Source organism: Burkholderia lata, from assembly GCF_902499335.1.
GTDB lineage: Bacteria > Pseudomonadota > Gammaproteobacteria > Burkholderiales > Burkholderiaceae > Burkholderia > Burkholderia lata_B.
Genome location: NZ_CABVQK010000001.1, coordinates 16,918 through 32,784 on the forward strand (window position 1 = coordinate 16,918; position 15,867 = coordinate 32,784).

General features: G+C 66.0%; 12 protein-coding genes. 4 read left to right on the top strand and 8 right to left on the bottom strand.

What is annotated here, in order from left to right; genetic code table 11:
• Nucleotides 1–23 precede the first annotated feature (23 nt).
• The 6 genes from selB to fdnG all read right to left on the bottom strand — a co-directional run bounded on the left by selB (nt 24) and on the right by fdnG (nt 9,121).
• Nucleotides 24–1,949 carry a selenocysteine-specific translation elongation factor gene (gene selB / locus BCO18175_RS00070; protein WP_174978859.1) on the bottom strand — a complete coding sequence of 642 codons (1,926 nt, stop codon included), beginning with the start codon at nt 1,947–1,949 and terminating at the stop codon, nt 24–26.
• The gene (selA, locus tag BCO18175_RS00075; RefSeq protein ID WP_174978860.1) at nt 1,946–3,385 is read right to left on the bottom strand and encodes an L-seryl-tRNA(Sec) selenium transferase; all 1,440 of its coding nucleotides are present in this window, start codon (nt 3,383–3,385) and stop codon (nt 1,946–1,948) included. Before selA ends, selB begins: the two co-directional genes overlap by 4 nt.
• Nucleotides 3,386–3,458: 73 nt before the next feature.
• The gene (fdhE, locus tag BCO18175_RS00080) at nt 3,459–4,394 is read right to left on the bottom strand and encodes a formate dehydrogenase accessory protein FdhE (protein ID WP_174978861.1); all 936 of its coding nucleotides are present in this window, start codon (nt 4,392–4,394) and stop codon (nt 3,459–3,461) included.
• Between the two features lie 107 nt (nt 4,395–4,501).
• Nucleotides 4,502–5,128 carry a formate dehydrogenase subunit gamma gene (locus BCO18175_RS00085; protein ID WP_039370262.1) on the bottom strand — a complete coding sequence of 209 codons (627 nt, stop codon included), beginning with the start codon at nt 5,126–5,128 and terminating at the stop codon, nt 4,502–4,504.
• Nucleotides 5,125–6,039, bottom strand: coding sequence for a formate dehydrogenase subunit beta (fdxH, locus tag BCO18175_RS00090; RefSeq protein WP_043177545.1), 915 nt, complete (start codon nt 6,037–6,039; stop codon nt 5,125–5,127). The genes BCO18175_RS00085 and fdxH overlap by 4 nt, the downstream gene beginning before the upstream one ends.
• 10 nt (nt 6,040–6,049) lie before the next feature.
• A complete protein-coding gene (gene fdnG, locus BCO18175_RS00095; protein WP_174978862.1) occupies nt 6,050–9,121 on the bottom strand; it encodes a formate dehydrogenase-N subunit alpha in 3,072 nt (1,023 codons plus the stop codon).
• Between the two features lie 142 nt (nt 9,122–9,263).
• Between fdnG and BCO18175_RS00100 the strand changes: the two genes are divergently transcribed.
• From BCO18175_RS00100 to BCO18175_RS00110, 3 genes are all read left to right on the top strand, one after another.
• On the top strand, nt 9,264–10,196 hold the full coding sequence (locus tag BCO18175_RS00100; protein ID WP_174978863.1) for a YihY/virulence factor BrkB family protein: 933 nt from the start codon (nt 9,264–9,266) through the stop codon (nt 10,194–10,196).
• A gap of 405 nt (nt 10,197–10,601) precedes the next feature.
• Nucleotides 10,602–11,762 (top strand): porin, encoded by a 1,161-nt coding sequence (locus tag BCO18175_RS00105; RefSeq protein WP_174978864.1) that lies wholly within the window; start codon nt 10,602–10,604, stop codon nt 11,760–11,762.
• A gap of 390 nt (nt 11,763–12,152) precedes the next feature.
• Nucleotides 12,153–12,626, top strand: coding sequence for a VOC family protein (locus BCO18175_RS00110; RefSeq protein ID WP_174978865.1), 474 nt, complete (start codon nt 12,153–12,155; stop codon nt 12,624–12,626).
• 148 nt (nt 12,627–12,774) lie between these two features.
• On the opposite strand, the gene BCO18175_RS00115 is transcribed toward BCO18175_RS00110, so the two are convergent.
• Together BCO18175_RS00115 and BCO18175_RS00120 are read right to left on the bottom strand one after the other, a co-directional pair.
• On the bottom strand, nt 12,775–13,566 hold the full coding sequence (locus BCO18175_RS00115; RefSeq protein ID WP_174978866.1) for an AadA family aminoglycoside 3''-O-nucleotidyltransferase: 792 nt from the start codon (nt 13,564–13,566) through the stop codon (nt 12,775–12,777).
• Nucleotides 13,567–13,819: 253 nt separating this feature from the next.
• Nucleotides 13,820–14,269 (bottom strand): HU family DNA-binding protein, encoded by a 450-nt coding sequence (locus BCO18175_RS00120; protein ID WP_122949246.1) that lies wholly within the window; start codon nt 14,267–14,269, stop codon nt 13,820–13,822.
• A 257-nt stretch (nt 14,270–14,526) separates the two neighbouring features.
• Between BCO18175_RS00120 and BCO18175_RS00125 the strand changes: the two genes are divergently transcribed.
• Complete coding sequence (locus tag BCO18175_RS00125) at nt 14,527–15,645, top strand: acyltransferase family protein (RefSeq protein ID WP_174978867.1); 1,119 nt, start codon at nt 14,527–14,529, stop codon at nt 15,643–15,645.
• Nucleotides 15,646–15,867: the final 222 nt, after the last annotated feature.

The window sequence follows — 15,867 nt, forward strand, 5'->3', positions numbered from 1 at the left end:
AGAACAAAAAGAACAACGAGCGCCTACGCCTGAATACCCGACCAACCGCTGTCAGGCCGCAGGAAGTGAAGATCGCGGTGGAAACGAGTATACCCAACCCGATCGAAGAACTCGAGAATCTGGATCGCGCGCTTGCGGCCGAGCCCCGTCGCGTCGCGAAACGTCGCGGCATCGAGCCCGTCGTCGCGCGACGGCGCGAGATGCGCGACCAGCTCCGCAAGCTCGCGCACGACGTCCGCGTGATAGAACAGGTCGCGCACGACCTGGTGCACGTCGCCGCGCCGCGCGAGCTTGCGCAGCAAGGTACGCACCGCGTCCTCGGCCGCGCCCGTGTCACGGGCCAGGTCGCGCACCCACGGCGGATCGAAGCGCCCCGCATGAATCAGCGGCAGCAGTTGCCGCGCCAGCGCTTCCTCACGCGGCTCGAGGCTCACCGAATGCGACGGCAGGTGCAGCCACGGCCCGCTTCGCGCAACTTCGCCGCCGGCCACCAGCGCATCGACGAGTGCACGCCACAGCGCATCGCCGGCGAGCGGCGCGGCCATCCGCCGCAAGCGCGCGGCGTCGAGCCCCTGCTCGTCGGGCATGCGCTCGTGATACGTGCGCAGCGTCTCGATCGCCCGCATCTGCAACGCACGCCAGTGCGCATGCGCAATCACCGCGCCGTCGTTCGACGCGACGTCGCGCTGCCCGATCGCGAGCGCGTCATCCGGCAACGCCAGCGCGTTCGGCGCGAAACCCGTCAGATGCGTGAGCATCGCGCGCGGAATGCCGAGCGGCGCCTGCGCGAGCAGCGCATCGAGGCGCCCTTCGTCGAGCCATTCGGCAAGCGCGTCGAGCCACGCGCGGCGCTCGGGCGTCCGACGCTTGCGCGCCGGCCCGAACGGGTCGAGCACGCGGCCGCCGCCGACCGTGCGCGTCGCCTGCGGATTGCGGACGATGAACCGGTCGCCCGGTAACGCAAACACCGGCTCGTCGAATATCAGTTGCACGCGCATCCGCTGGCCAGGCGCGAGCGTATCGCCATCGAGCAGCGCGACATGCGCAACGCGATGCAGCGTGCCGAGATGCACGTGCAGCGGCGCCCAGTGCGTCAGCGTGAGCCCCGCATCCTCGAGCAGCGTCAGCTCGACGTCGAGACGCGGCGACGTCGCGACGAGCCGCGTATCGGCGACGGTGTCTCCCCGCTCGACATCGGCCTTGTCGACCCCGGCCAGATTCAGTGCGCAACGCTCGCCCGCGCGGCCAGCCTCGACCGGCCGGTTCTGCGCATGGATGCTGCGCACGCGCGCCGCGCCGCCCGTGCGCACGATCGCGAGCGTGTCGCCGGTCGCTACGCGGCCCGCGAACGCGGTGCCTGTCACGACCGTGCCCTGCCCCGCGAGCGTAAACACGCGATCGACCGCGAGCCGGAACAACCCGTCGTCGCGACGGGCACGCCACGCGATCGCCGCATCGGCCAGGTGACGCTTCAACGCGGCGACGCCCGGATCGTCCACGGCCGTCGCACGCGTTTCGAAGATCGGCACGCCGGCCAGCGTCGAATCGCTCAGCCACGTGACGATCTCGTCGCGCACTTCCGCCACGCGCGTGGCGTCGACGCGATCGCACTTCGTCAGCGCGACGGCGCCATGCGTAACGCCGAGCAGTTGCAGGATCGCTAGATGCTCGCGCGTCTGCGGCATCACACCGTCGTCGGCGGCAATCACGAGCAGCGCGAAGTCGATCCCGCACGCGCCGGCCGCCATCGTATGAATCAGCTTCTCGTGGCCCGGCACGTCGATCAGGCCGAGCACGTCGCCGTTGTCGAGCGGCGTATACGCGTAACCGAGTTCGATCGAGATGCCGCGCGCCTTCTCTTCCTTCAGGCGATCGGTATCGACGCCCGTCAGCGCGCGCGCCAGCGTCGTCTTGCCGTGGTCGATGTGTCCGGCGGTACCGACGATCATGCAGCGGTCCCTGCGGGCGGCACGCACTGTGCGACGAGCACCGCCTCGTCGGCGGCTTCGAGGCAGCGCAGGTCGAGCCGCAGTGCATTGTCGGCCACTCGGCCGATCACCGGGCGCGGCCATTCGCGCAGCCGTTTCTCGAGTTGCGCAAGTGCGCGGCCGCCGCGCTTGCCGTCCGCCGTGCGCACGACGAGCCCGGCGCTCGGCAACTGGTCGACCGGCAGCGCGCCACTGCCGATCTGGCTGAACATCGGCTCGACCGTCACGTCGAAACCGCTGCCGAGCGCGGCCTGCAGCGCTGGACGCACGCGTTCGGCGGCCTCGGCGATCTCGCGCTGCGGGCGCGTCAGCAGGCGCAGCGTCGTGAGCCGGTCACGCAGGAACTCGGGTGACTGGTAGAGGCGCAGCACGGGTTCGAGCGCCGCGAGCGTCAGCTTGCCGACGCGCAGCGCGCGCTTGAGCGGATGTTTCTTGATCTTCGCGATCAGCGCGCGATCGCCGACGATCAGGCCGGCCTGCGGCCCGCCGAGCAGCTTGTCGCCGCTGAACGTGACAACGTTTGCGCCGGCGGCAATGGTTTCCTGCACGGTCGTCTCGTGCGGCAGGCCCCATTGCGACAGGTCGGCGAGCGTGCCGCTGCCGAGATCGACGGCAACCGGCAGCCCGTGCTCGCGCGCGAGCGGCGCGAGTTCGGCGAGCGTCGCCTCCTTCGTGAAGCCGCTGATCGCGTAGTTGCTGCAGTGCACCTTCATCAGCAGCGCGGTACGCGGGCCGATTGCGTCCGCGTAATCGCGCAGATGGGTGCGGTTGGTCGTGCCGATCTCGCGCAGCTTGGCGCCCGCGCGACTCATGATGTCGGGAATGCGGAATGCGCCGCCGATCTCGACCAGCTCGCCGCGCGACACGACGACTTCCCGTTTCGTCGCAAGCGCCGACAGCGCCAGCAGCACGGCCGCCGCGTTGTTGTTGACGACGGTCGCGGCTTCCGCGCCCGTCAGTTCGCACAGCAGATCGTCGATCAGGTCGTCACGATCGCCGCGACGGCCCGTGGCAAGGTCGAATTCGAGGTTGACGGGGCGCGTGAGTACGTCGACCACCGCGCGCACCGCGTCGTCGGGCAACAGCGCACGCCCGAGGTTCGTGTGCAGCACGGTGCCGGTCAGGTTGAACACGGCGCGCACCGCGCCCGTGCTCTGCGCGGCCAGCGTGCGCGCGACGGCCGCGGCGATGCGCGGCTCGTCGAGCGGTTCGGCCGACGCGGGATCATGCTGCGCGGCGGTACGCCAGCGGTCGAGCTCGGCGCGCACCGCGTTCAGCACGCGCGTGCGGCCGTAGTCGGCGAGCAGCGGTTGCAGCGGCGCCGACGTCAGCACGCGCTCGACCGACGGCACGCGCGCCAGCACGGCATTCAATTCATTTACACCGGGTTCGGTCACGTCGTGGTGGCTCCAGTCTCATGCTTCGCAGTGGGCCGGCGCCGGCGCTCGCGCGCGACCCCGGCCCCTGCCTTCATTCCGCTTCCCGCGAGACATCCGGCCACAGCAGCGGGTTCGGCGAACTGCGCTGGTAGCCGGCTTCGTTCATCAGCAGGTCGAGCGTGAGGCTCGCGAGATCGTCCGCCAGCGGCTCGAACTCGTAGTCCTTCTCCTGATAACCGATCTTGCGATAGGTCTTGCACTCGTCACACGATTCGGCCTTGACGGCTTCGCTGCCGCCCTCGATCCCGTGATACGCGATGCCCTTCGTCGAATCGCAGTGCGAGCACTTCGTGCGCACCATGTGCCACTCGGTCGTGCACAGCCCGCATTGCAGGAAACGGTAGCCCTGGTACTGGCCGCCGACCCGCACGACGCTCGCGACCGGATGCGTGCCGCACACGGGGCACAGCCCCGGCTGGTCGAGATACGGGACGTCGGCCGGTGAAACGCGGCTGGCGAGATCCGTCCAGACGACCTGCAGCGCGGCCATCAGGAACGGCGCGGTGGCCGGGTCGACTTCGGCGAAGCGCAGCGCGAGGATCGCGTCGGCCTGCGCGTCGAGTTCGGCGGGCGACATCAGGCGCAGCCGGTCGAGCAGCTTCGCGAGCTGCGGGTTGACGAGCCCGGCGCCTTCGACGCGGTCGAGCAGTTCGTACAGCACGGCACGCCAGCGCGGATCGCGCTCGCCGTCGAGCGCCGGCACGAGCGGCATCGAATGCTGCTGCGCACGCGCGATCGCTTCCGTCGACGGCAGCGGCAGCTCGAGCGTTTGCAGTGTCGCGTGCTGCGCATCGGCGACGGTGGCCATCAGCCGCAGGTAGCCGCTGATCGGGTTCAGGTCGGCCAGCTTGCGCAGCCGCGCGGCGCGCGCCGAGAACGCGGTGGCGCGCTCCGGCAGGCGAAAGCGCGGGATGGCCGATTGATCGAGTGCCGAGATCTCGGTCGGTTCGAGAATGCGTTGTGTCACAAAAATGTCTTCCAAATAAACAAGCGCCGACAGGTCGGCGCTTCGGGCGGTTCCGACGGCTGACGGGCCGACCCGCCGCGATCGGCGAGCCGCCCCGCTCCGGTGCGTTATTTCACGCTTTCACGGAACCACTTCGGGTGATGCTTGCGAGCCCAGCCCAGCGTGACGGTGCCGCGCACCATCGCGCCGATCGAGCCCTTCACCCACAACGCCGCGTAAATGTGCACGATGATGCTCGCGATCAGCACGAAGGCCGCCACGGCATGCACGACAGCGGCCGCGCGGATCACCCCGATCGGGAAGTAGAACGAGAAGTAGCGCCGCCAGATCACGACTCCCGACAGCAGGAGCAGCAGCAGGCACGCCACCAGCGTAAAGAATAGCAGCTTCTGCCCGGCGTTATAGCGCCCGACAGGCGGCAGCTTGTCTTCCTGGTTGGTCAGCACGTCGCCGATCTGCTTGAGCCACTGCCGGTCGTCCGCGTCGAGCGCGTTGTGGTGCCAGAAGCGCACCACCAGGATCGCGAACGACACGAACATCACGAGGCCGACGAACGGATGCAGGATCCGCGTCCACTGGCCGCCGCCGAACAGCGCGGTCAGCCAGAACATCGACGGATGAAACAGCGCGAGCCCGGACAGCGCGAGCAGCACGAACGTGATCGCGGTGATCCAGTGGTTCGTGCGCTCGTTCGCCGAGTAGCGGACGATCAGGTTGGGGTCGTCGTGTTTCATTTCGCGTCCTCCTTGATGCGTCGCGCCTCGTCGCGCGCGGCCGATTCCTCTTCGTCGCTCACCTCGTTCGGACCGACCCGGACGTAGTGGAAGAACCCGGCGAGCGCCGTCAGCGCGATGCCGGCAACCGCGAGCGGCTTCGCGATGCCCTTCCACAGCTTCACCATCGGGCTGATCGACGGGTTGTCGGGCAGCCCGTGGTACAGCGACGGCTTGTCCGCGTGGTGCAGCACGTACATCACGTGCGTGCCGCCGACGCCCTGCGGGTCGTACAGCCCCGCATGCTCGAAGCCGCGCTCCTTCAGGTCCTCGATCCGCTCGGCCGCGTGCTGCTTCATGTCCTCCTTGGTGCCGAACACGATCGCGCCCGTCGGGCAGGTCTTCACGCAGGCCGGTTCCTGGCCGACCGCGACGCGGTCGGAACAGAGCGTGCACTTGTACGCGCGATGATCCTTCTTCGAGATCCGCGGAACGTTGAACGGGCAACCGGTCACGCAATAGCCGCAACCGATGCAGTTCTCCTCGTGGAAATCGACGATCCCGTTGTTGTACTGCACGATCGCGCCCGGCGACGGACACGCCTTCAGGCAGCCCGGATCCTCGCAGTGCATGCAGCCGTCCTTGCGGATCAGCCACTCGAGGTCGCCCGCCGGGTTCTCGTATTCGGAGAACCGCATGACCGTCCACGAATGCTCGGTCAGGTCGGCCGGGTTGTCGTACACGCCGACGTTGGTGCCGACCTCGTCACGCAGGTCGTTCCACTCCATGCATGCCGTCTGGCATGCCTTGCAGCCGATGCACTTCGATACGTCGATCAGCTTCGCGACGCTCCCGGTCACCGGTTCGCGCACCGTGGGCGGTGGCGTCGTGGTGGCCGAGACGCGCTTGATATCCAGCGATTGCAATGCCATCTCTTTCCCCTTACGCCTTTTCGACCTTCACCAGGAACGACTTGAATTCCGGTGTATAGGAGTTGCCGTCGCCCACGGACGGAGTCAGGGTGTTGGCGAGATAGCCGGGCTTCGTCAGACCCTTGAAGCCCCAGTGCAACGGGACGCCGACCGTCTGGACCTTCTTGCCGTCGACCGTCAGCGGCTTGATCCGCTTCGTGACGAGCGCGACCGCGATGATGTAGCCGCGCTTCGACGACACCTTCACGCGCTCGCCATGCGCGACGCCGACCTCCTTCGCGAGGTCTTCGCCGATCTCGACGAATTGCTCGGGCTGGATGATCGAGTTCAGCCGCGCATGCTTGGTCCAGTAGTGGAAATGCTCGGTCAGCCGGTACGTCGTCGCCACGTGCGGGAAATCCGCCACCTTGCCGAACGACGCGCGGTCGTCCGGGAACACGCGGGCAGCCGGGTTGTTCAGCGCCTGCGGGTTGTTCGGGTGCAGCGGGTTCGCGTCGAGCGGCGTCTCGAACGGCTCGTAGTGCTCGGGGAACGGACCTTCGTTCATCCCCGCCCGGGCGAAGAAGCGTGCGACGCCTTCCGGGTTCATGATGAACGGCCCCATCCCGTTTTCGGGCGATTCGTCCGCCTTGAAGTCGGGAATGTCGGCCCCCTTCCACGCGCTGCCGTTCCAGCCGATCAGCTTGCGGGTCGGGTCGAACGGCTTGCCGGCGACGTCGCACGAGGCGCGGTTGTACAGGATCCGCCGGTTCGCCGGCCACGCCCACGCCCAGTTCAGCGTCTGGCCGATGCCGGTCGGGTCGGAGTTGTCGCGCCGCCCCATCTGGTTGCCGGCCTGCGTCCACGCACCGCAGAAGATCCAGCAGCCGCTCGCGGTCGTGCCGTCGTCCTTCAACTGCGCGAACGCGGCCAGCTGCTCGCCCTTCTTCACGAGCGTCTTGGCCGGATCCTTCGGATCGGGCAGATCGGCGAGCGCCTTCCCGTTGAACTCCATCGCGAGCTCTTCGGGCGTCGGGCTTTCCGGGTTCGCGTACGGCCAGGTCAGGTTGACGATCGGATCCGGATACTTGCCGCCGTCGGTCTGGTACATCTTGCGCATGCGCAGGAACAGCCCCGACATGATCTCGAGGTCGCTACGCGCCTCGCCCGGCGGCTCCGCACCCTTCCAGTGCCATTGCAGCACGCGGCTCGAACTCACGAGCGAACCGTTTTCCTCCGCAAAGCACGTGGTCGGCAGGCGGAACACCTCGGTCTGGATCTTCGATGAATCGACGTCGTTGTAGTCGCCGTGATGCTTCCAGAACTCGGACGTCTCGGTCGCGAGCGGATCCATGATCACGAGCCACTTCAGCTTCGCGAGGCCGGCTGCCGTCTTCACCTTCGAAGGCGACGCCGCAAGCGGGTTGAAACCCTGGCAGATGTAGCCGTTCATCTTGCCGGCATTCATCAGCTCGATCACCTGCAGCAGGTCGTACTGCTTGTCCAGCTTCGGCAGGTAGTCGTAGCCCCAGTTGTTCTCGGCGGTCGCCGAGTCGCCCCACCAGGACTTCATGAAGCTGACGTGGAAGGCCTTGTAGTTCTTCCAGTAGCTCAACTGGTTCGGCCGCAGCGGCAGCTGCACGCGCTTCTTGATGTAGCCGTCGAAATCCTGCTCGGACTGCATCGGCAGCGTCATGTAGCCCGGCAGCAGGTTCGACATCAGCCCGAGGTCGGTCAACCCCTGGATGTTCGAGTGGCCGCGCAGCGCGTTCATCCCGCCGCCGGCGATGCCGATGTTGCCGAGCAGCAGCTGCACCATCGCGCCGGTGCGGATCATCTGCGCGCCGATCGAGTGGTGCGTCCAGCCCAACGCGTACAGGATCGTGCCGGCGCGGCCGGGAACGGCGGTGGTCGAGAGCATCTCGCACACCTTCAGGAACTTCTCCTTCGGCGTGCCGCAGGTCTGCTGGACCATGTCCGGCGTATAGCGCGCGTAGTGCTGCTTCAGCAGGTTGTACACGCAACGCGGATGCTGCAGCGTCGGGTCGACCTTCACGAAGCCGTCGTCGCCGCGCTCGTAGTCCCAGCTCGATTTGTCCGGGTACGCGTGCTTCTCCGCGTCGTAGCCGGAATAGATGCCGTCGTTGAACGCGAAATCCTCGCGCACGATGAACGAGAAGTCCGTGTAGTTCTTCACGTACTCATGCTGGATCTTGTCGTTCGTCAGCAGATAGTTGATGACGCCGCCCAGGAAGACGATGTCGGTGCCGGTGCGGATCGGCGCGTAGTAGTCGGCCACCGAGGCCGTACGCGTAAAGCGCGGGTCGACGACGATCAGCCGCGCCTTGCGGTGCGCCTTCGCCTCCGTTACCCACTTGAAACCGCACGGATGGGCCTCGGCTGCATTGCCGCCCATCACGAGAATCACGTCCGCGTTCTTGATGTCGACCCAATGGTTCGTCATCGCTCCACGGCCAAACGTCGGGGCAAGACCTGCCACCGTCGGGCCATGTCAGACACGCGCCTGATTGTCGAATGCGAGCATCCCGAGACTGCGGATAGTCTTGTGCGTCAGGTAGCCGACCTCGTTGCTGCCCGCCGACGCGGCCAGCATGCCGGTGGTCAGCCAGCGGTTGACCTTCGCACCGTCTTCCGCCGTCTCGACGAAGTTCGCGTCGCGATCGGCCTTCATCAGCTTCGCGATGCGGTCGAGCGCGTCATTCCACGAGATCGGTTCCCACTTGTCCGAGCCGGGCGCACGATACTCCGGGTGCGTCAGGCGGCTCGGGCTGTGGATGAAGTCGATCAGGCTCGCGCCCTTCGGGCACAGCGTGCCGCGATTGACGGGATGGTCGGGATCGCCTTCGATGTGGATGATGCTCGGCTGGGCGTTTTTCGCGCCGTCTCCGAGGCTGTACATCAGGATGCCGCAACCCACTGAACAGTAAGGACAGGTGTTGCGCGTTTCGACTGTGCGCGCCAGCTTGTACTGTCGGACTTCGGCGAGCGCTTCGGATGGAGAGAAGCCCATCAGGGCTAGACTCGATCCGGCAAGCGACGTAGCCGTCACCTTCAGGAACTGGCGCCGGGACATTTGTAGCATGGCTGGTCTCGGCGTTATTGTGGGGGTGGGGAAACTGAAAGGAATTATAGACAGTTCGCGCAACTATGTTCGATTCCTCGGATCAATACTGAATTGTCTGATTACCAACGATGATCCGCGTTCCGCGCGCAACCGAACCGTCATGAAACGACAGATCACCTCCGAAGCCACCCGTCTCGCGCAACAACAGGCCAACTGGGCCCTCACCGCGTTCAAGCGCTTCTCGGCCGACCGCTGTTCGGCAATGGCCGCGGGCATCGCATTTTTCTCCGCGTTCTCGCTCGCGCCGATGCTCGTGATGGTGATTGCCGTGGCCGGCTGGTTCTACGGCGACGACGCCGCGCGCGGCCAGGTGTTCGAACAGGCGCACCAGCTGATCGGCGACGACGCGGCGGCCAGCATCCAGACGATCGTGCAGAACGCGCACCGCGCGGGCGAGCGCGGCGGCCTCGCAACCTTGATCTCGTTCGCCGCGCTCGCGATCGGCGCGTCGGCCACCTTCGCGTCGCTCAGTGCCGCGCTCAGCGTGATCTGGCCGGCCACCGAAAGCCGCTGGTCGAGCATGCTCGGGCTCGTGCGCGTGCGGCTGATCTCGTTCGGGCTCGTGCTCGGCGTCGCGTTCCTGCTGATCGTGTCGCTCGTGCTCGACACCGCGATCACGTTCGTCGGCACCTGGCTGCTGGGCAATTCGCCGTACGTGATCGTCACGAACCTCGTGCAGTTCTTCGTCGGCATCGCGGTGCTCGCGGCTGCGTTCGCGTCGTTGATGAAGTTCCTGCCGGATGCACGCGTCGCGTGGCGCGACGCCGCGATCGGCGGCATCGTGTCCGCGATCCTGTTCTCAGGCGGCAAGAAGCTGTTCGCGCTGTACCTCGCGCACGCGGGCACCGCAAGCGCATTCGGCGCGGCCGGATCGTTCGCGGTCCTGCTGATGTGGCTGTACTTCTCCGCGATCGTGCTGCTGCTCGGCGCGGAATTCGCAGCGGCCCGCGGCAACGCGCATCGGCTCGCCGTTACCGCACCGGCCGCGTCTGCTCAAGCCGATCGGCCTGCCGATCGCATGCGCGACGACTGACCCGCCCTTTTCACGACATCGCGGCAAGCCCCCCGCACACCCGTCCAACGCTTTGCAACCATGCCGTCCGCCGCGCATTCGCGTGGCGTTGACACGCTCTTTGCTTGCCCGCGCATTCGTCGCCGCAACCGCAAACGTTTGCAAGCCTCCGTTTCCGTACGCCAACGGGCCGAAACAGGCTGCCTGCTGCGATGCGCATCAACTAGTGAAACAATCGCATCGCAGCAATTGTCAACTTTTTCAAAAACAGAAACAGTCGTTAATGTGCTTGATATATATAGACTTTTTCTCGCTGTTACCTTTTCGAGACACTTTATTTTTTAAGCTTTCTTGCGTCGATGGCACTGAGCTATTCTCCAATCCGCAACAAATAATGATGAATCACTTGCGTGGAGATACTCAACGATGAAGAAACTCGCTCTCTCGACCCTCTCGCTCGCCCTGCTGGGCGCCGCTGGCGCTGCTCACGCTCAATCGAGCGTGACGCTGTACGGCGTGATCGACACGTCGATCGCCTACGTCCACGGCAACAACGGCCAAGGTAACAACGCGTGGCAAATGCTGTCGGGCAACCTGCAAGGCAGCCGCTTCGGCCTGAAAGGCGCTGAAGACCTCGGCGGTGGCCTGAAGGCGATCTTCCAGTTGGAAAACGGTTTTGATCCGGGCACCGGCAAGCTGAACCAAGGTGGTCGCATGTTCGGCCGTCAGGCATTCGTCGGCCTGGAAAGCAGCCAGTACGGTACGCTGACGCTCGGCCGTCAGTACGACCCGCTGGTCGACCTGGTCCAGGCAGTCACGGCAGACAACTACTTCGGCAGCACGTTCGCAACGCCGGGCGACGTCGACAACAACGACAACAGCCTGCGCGTGAGCAACGCGATCAAGTACACGTCGCCGGTGTTCGCAGGCTTCCAGGCTGAAGGCATGTACGCCCTCGGCGGCGTGGCAGGCAAGACGGGCGCTGGCCAAACGTGGTCGGTCGCAGCTGCATACAACAACGGCCCGGTCGGCGTTGCTGCAGGCTACTTCTACGCGAACAACCCGTCGCCGACGACCGCTGGCCTGCGCTCGGGCTGGGGTTCGACGACGTCGGACAACATCGTCGACGGCCCGATCAACGCGGCTTACGTGACGGCTAAGTCGATCGCGATCGCACAAGTTGCAGGTCAGTACGTGATCGGCCCGGTGACGCTCGGCCTCGGCTACAGCAACGCACAGTACAAGCCGGACGCAGCCTCGGGCTTCAGCTCGACCCAGAAGTACAACACGGGCCGCGCGTTCGCGACGTACCAGATCACGCCGCCGCTGCTGCTGGGCCTCGGCTATTCGTACACGAAGGCAAGCGGCAACACGGACGCCAAGTACCATCAGGTTTCGCTGGGCGCGGACTACTCGCTGTCGAAGCGCACGGACGTCTACCTGGTCGGCGCTTATCAGCACGCAAGCGGCACGCAACTCAACACGGACGGCACGACGTCGGCAGCACAAGCGTCGATCGGCTCGTACGGCTACGCCGGCACGAAGTCGCAAGAGCTGGTCGCTCTCGGCCTGCGCCACAAGTTCTAAAAACGACGTACCCGGCGTGCATGGCGTCTCCGACGCCTTGCCGCCGAACTGGAAAGCCAGTCATCGGTTTCGGCCGTGGCTGGCTTTTTTTTCGTCCGTCGCCGGCGGGCCGGCACGGCCCGCACCGGCCGACGGCCGATGTCCCGGCACCCGATGCACGTCGGCCTGCCGGCAGCGGCGCCTGGCGGCTGCAATGCGCCGGAAACGCGATTTCCTGACGCAGGGGTCTCTCGCTGTATGCGCGCCGGACGACTACCATCCGCACTGTCGGTGCCATGGATCCGGTGCGACGGCCGTTCGCCCCGGCGTGTCGATTTCGGCGGTATTCATTCGTCGTATCGAGGTCGGCACGCGATGTGCGCCCCGGCCAATACAGACAGGAGATACGCCATGACGATTCAGAAGATCACGCCTTTCCTCTGGTACGCGGCGGAAGCCGAAGAAGCCGCAGCCTTCTATGCGGGCATCTTTCCGGATTCGCGCGTCGTCCGCGTTACCGCGGTACCCGGCACCGACGGCACGCGGATGGTCGAGTTCGAGCTGTTCGGGCAGCCGTTCTTCGCGATGAGCCACCCGCGCACCGACACGTTCAACCACGCGATCTCGCTGCTGGTCAGCTGCGCCGACCAGGCGGAACTCGACCGCTACTGGAACGCCCTGCTCGACAACGGCGGCACGGCCGACGCCTGCGGCTGGCTGAGGGACCGCTACGGCGTCTCGTGGCAGATCGTTCCGGAAACGCTGATCCCGATGATGTCCGACCGGGACACGGTCAAGGCCACGCGCGTGGCCGCCGCGATGATGCAGATGATCAAGCTCGACGATGCCATGCTGAAGGCCGCCTATGCCGGCACGGCCGGCTGACGCAGCACGTCGCACAGCGCGTGCGCGATGACGCGCCGGGTCGCCGACAGGCATCCGGCTCGACCGCATGCGCGTGCGGCTACCGCGCACGTGCCCATGATCCTCATCGGTATCGCCCGCACGCCGGTCACGTTCGCGGCATCTGCCGCTACGTCGACAGCATCGATTCGATAGTCCGCCGCGCGCAGCCGATAAATGCGGCGACGGGTTCGCCCGACAGGATCGTCGCATCTTCCCCGCCGCCGAGATAGGCGGCGCGCGCCGCGGCTACAACCGGCCGGTAAGTTTCCGGCAGGCGCTCCAACACCCATGTCGCGGCGACGTCCTTGGGCGCGATCCTGCCGGTCGCGGCGCTGTACCAGATGCGCGCGAGCGCAAGCACCACGTTGCACTCGTCGCCGCGCCAGTCCGGTTCGGCATTCCACTGCGCAACCGTCGCCAGCAGTGCGGCGACAAAATCCTGCGCGGGCACCGGCTCGAGCAGCACGGCCGCCGGCGGACCGGCCAGCACGACACTGTGCTGCCGCACCTTCGTGAACAGGATCGCCAGATCGTGATCGACGAGCGCCGGCTCGACGATACCGGCTTCGAGGTCGCAACGCAGCCATTCGCCGAACTGCAGTTCGCGCCGTGCCGGATGACGCCACGGCACGACTTCATCGTGCGCGACGACGGTCACTTCCAGTGCGCGCATGTCGTTGGCGCGGCCGGGCGGCGCCGACACCGCGAGCAGGTCGAGCATCAGCGCGTGCCGCGCCGGCTCGTCGGGCCGGGCCGACACCGTCACCAGCAGGTCGATGTCGCTGCGCGGTTTCAATCCGCCATCGAGCGCCGATCCGAACAGGTGGATCGCCTTCAGCGTCGCGCCGAGATGCCGTTCGATCGTGTCGCACGCGGCGGCGACCTGGGCTGCGATTTCGTCGGGAATGAATTCAGTCACGATGCGTGTGTCTCGCGATGCGCACGCAACAAGTGCAGCGAGCGCACGTACGGGTGACGATACCGTTCGTCATCGCGCATGTGCGGCACTCATCCGGCGTACGTCACGCGTCGAACCGGGCCTTCCACCATTTCGCTGCTTCGCTGCCGCGCGATTTGCGCAGCGCAATAAAAATCCCCGCACGCTTTCGCGTACGGGGATCGTCGGACATCGCAGCGGCTGCCGACATGCATTCGGCAACCGCTGCGCAGCATTACGCTGCCGCGTCCTTCAGCTTCTTCAGCGCACGTGCCTTCACGCGCACGCTGGCCGGCTTCGCCGGGAACCAACGCTCTTCGCCCGTGAACGGATCCTTGCCGAAGCGCTTCTTCTTCGCCGGCACGACTTGTGCCGTGATCTTCAGCAGACCCGGCAGCGTGAACTCGCCCGCGCCCTTCTTGTGGACCGAGCCCAGCACGACGTTCTCGAGTGCGACGAGCACTGCCTTGACAGCCTTCACTTCGACAGCTGCGCGCTCAGCGATGTGCGTTGCGAGCGATGCCTTCGTGAACTTGTCCTTCAGCGGCGTCGGAGCAGCCGGTGCCGCCTTCGCGACAACCTTCTTGGCCACTACTTTCTTCGCGGGCGCAGCCTTTTTAGCAGCCACTTTCTTGGTGACCGGTGCGGCAGCCTTCTTGGCCACCTTTTTTGCGGAAGTCGCCATGTTTCTCCTACCAGGTGTGGTCGTTGGATACACGAAGCGTGCAACGCGCGCGCTTCAACGCCGGATTCTACAAGCGCCTTGACGCTTCGTGCAGTACTTTTATGCGTTTTCGCGGGGTTTCCCGCAGGTTTTTTTGCATGCGACCGATTTCATCGACGCTCCAGCATCAAAAAACGCCTTCACGTAGGCACCCGATTGCGAATTACGTTCGATATTTGCGCACCTATACTGGGCTCGCTCAATGCCCGGATGCCTCCATGCGCGAAGCCAGATACGTCAAAGGACTCGACGGCCTGCGAGCCCTCGCCGTCATCCTCGTTTTCCTGTCCCACAAGGGCCACGTCCTTGCCGTCGACGTCGGCAAGCTGGGCGTGTGGACGTTTTTCCTCATCAGCGGATTCCTGATCGTCGGCGAGCTGCATCGCAACCGCCAGGCGGTCGAGTGCGGCACCATGACGCGCCGCCATGCGCTCGCGCTGTTCCTCGCGAAACGCGCGCTGCGGATCTTTCCCGTCTATTACCTGCTGCTCGCCGCGCTCGCGATCGCGCACGCGCTGTTCTACCAGCGCGGCGTCAATCTCGGGCTCGCGTGGCATGCGGTGTTCCTGTCGAATTACTGGATCGGCGTCGTCAAGGATGGCTGGCCGGGCTCCACGTCGCACTTCTGGAGCCTCGCGGTTGAACAGCAGTTCTATCTGATTGCACCGCTCGCGCTGCTCGCGGTGCCCGCCGCGCGACACGTCGCGCTCGGCATCGCGGCCGTCGTGCTGTGTGCGCTCGCGCATCTCGCGCTCTACCTGTCCGACGCATCGCCGGTGCTGATCTACGCGTTTTCCCCGTGGAATTTCGCGCTGATCGCGCTTGGCGGCGTCGGCGCAATGGCGCTCGCCGATCGCGGCACGGCCGCCGTGCGCCACGTTCCGCCCGGCTGGCTCGGCGCGGCAGGCGTCGTGTTCTTCCTCGTGCTGCCCGCGTGCACGGCATTGCCCGACACGCTCGCGGGGCTCGCGGATCTCGGCCTGTCCGCATCGCTCGGCGCGCTGCTGCTGTGGATTATCAGCGAACCCGAGCACCCGGTCGTGACGCTGCTCGACTGGGCACCGCTCGTCTATCTCGGCACGATCAGCTACGGCTTCTACCTGTTCCACAACCTGATTCCGGCGCGTTTCGGCGTGCTGCCCGCACACGTCGCCCACGTGGCCATACCGGAAATCGTCCGCGACACGCTACCCGAGATCCTGCAGTTCGCATTCGCCGTGCTGCTCGCGCACCTGTCCTGGCGCTATCTCGAAAAGCGGCTGCTCGACTTCAAGAAGCCGGTCGCCGCGATGCTGGCCCGGCATTTCGTCGCGCGGCCGAGCACGTCGGCGCGTTGAACGCCGCACGGACGCGGCAACGATCGAACGGAAAAGCCGCGATTCGGTTCACACCCCGGCACTGACGTCGGGCCAGCGAGACGTCGCGTCATCGACCGGCGCCGGCAGAACCGGTGCGATCACGACCGGCGATGCGCATCATGCAATCAAACCGCCGATCCGCTCACCCGGTCACCCGCCGCGGCACCGGTTTCAGGCGTGACGCCCGTTCTTGTCGGAGCA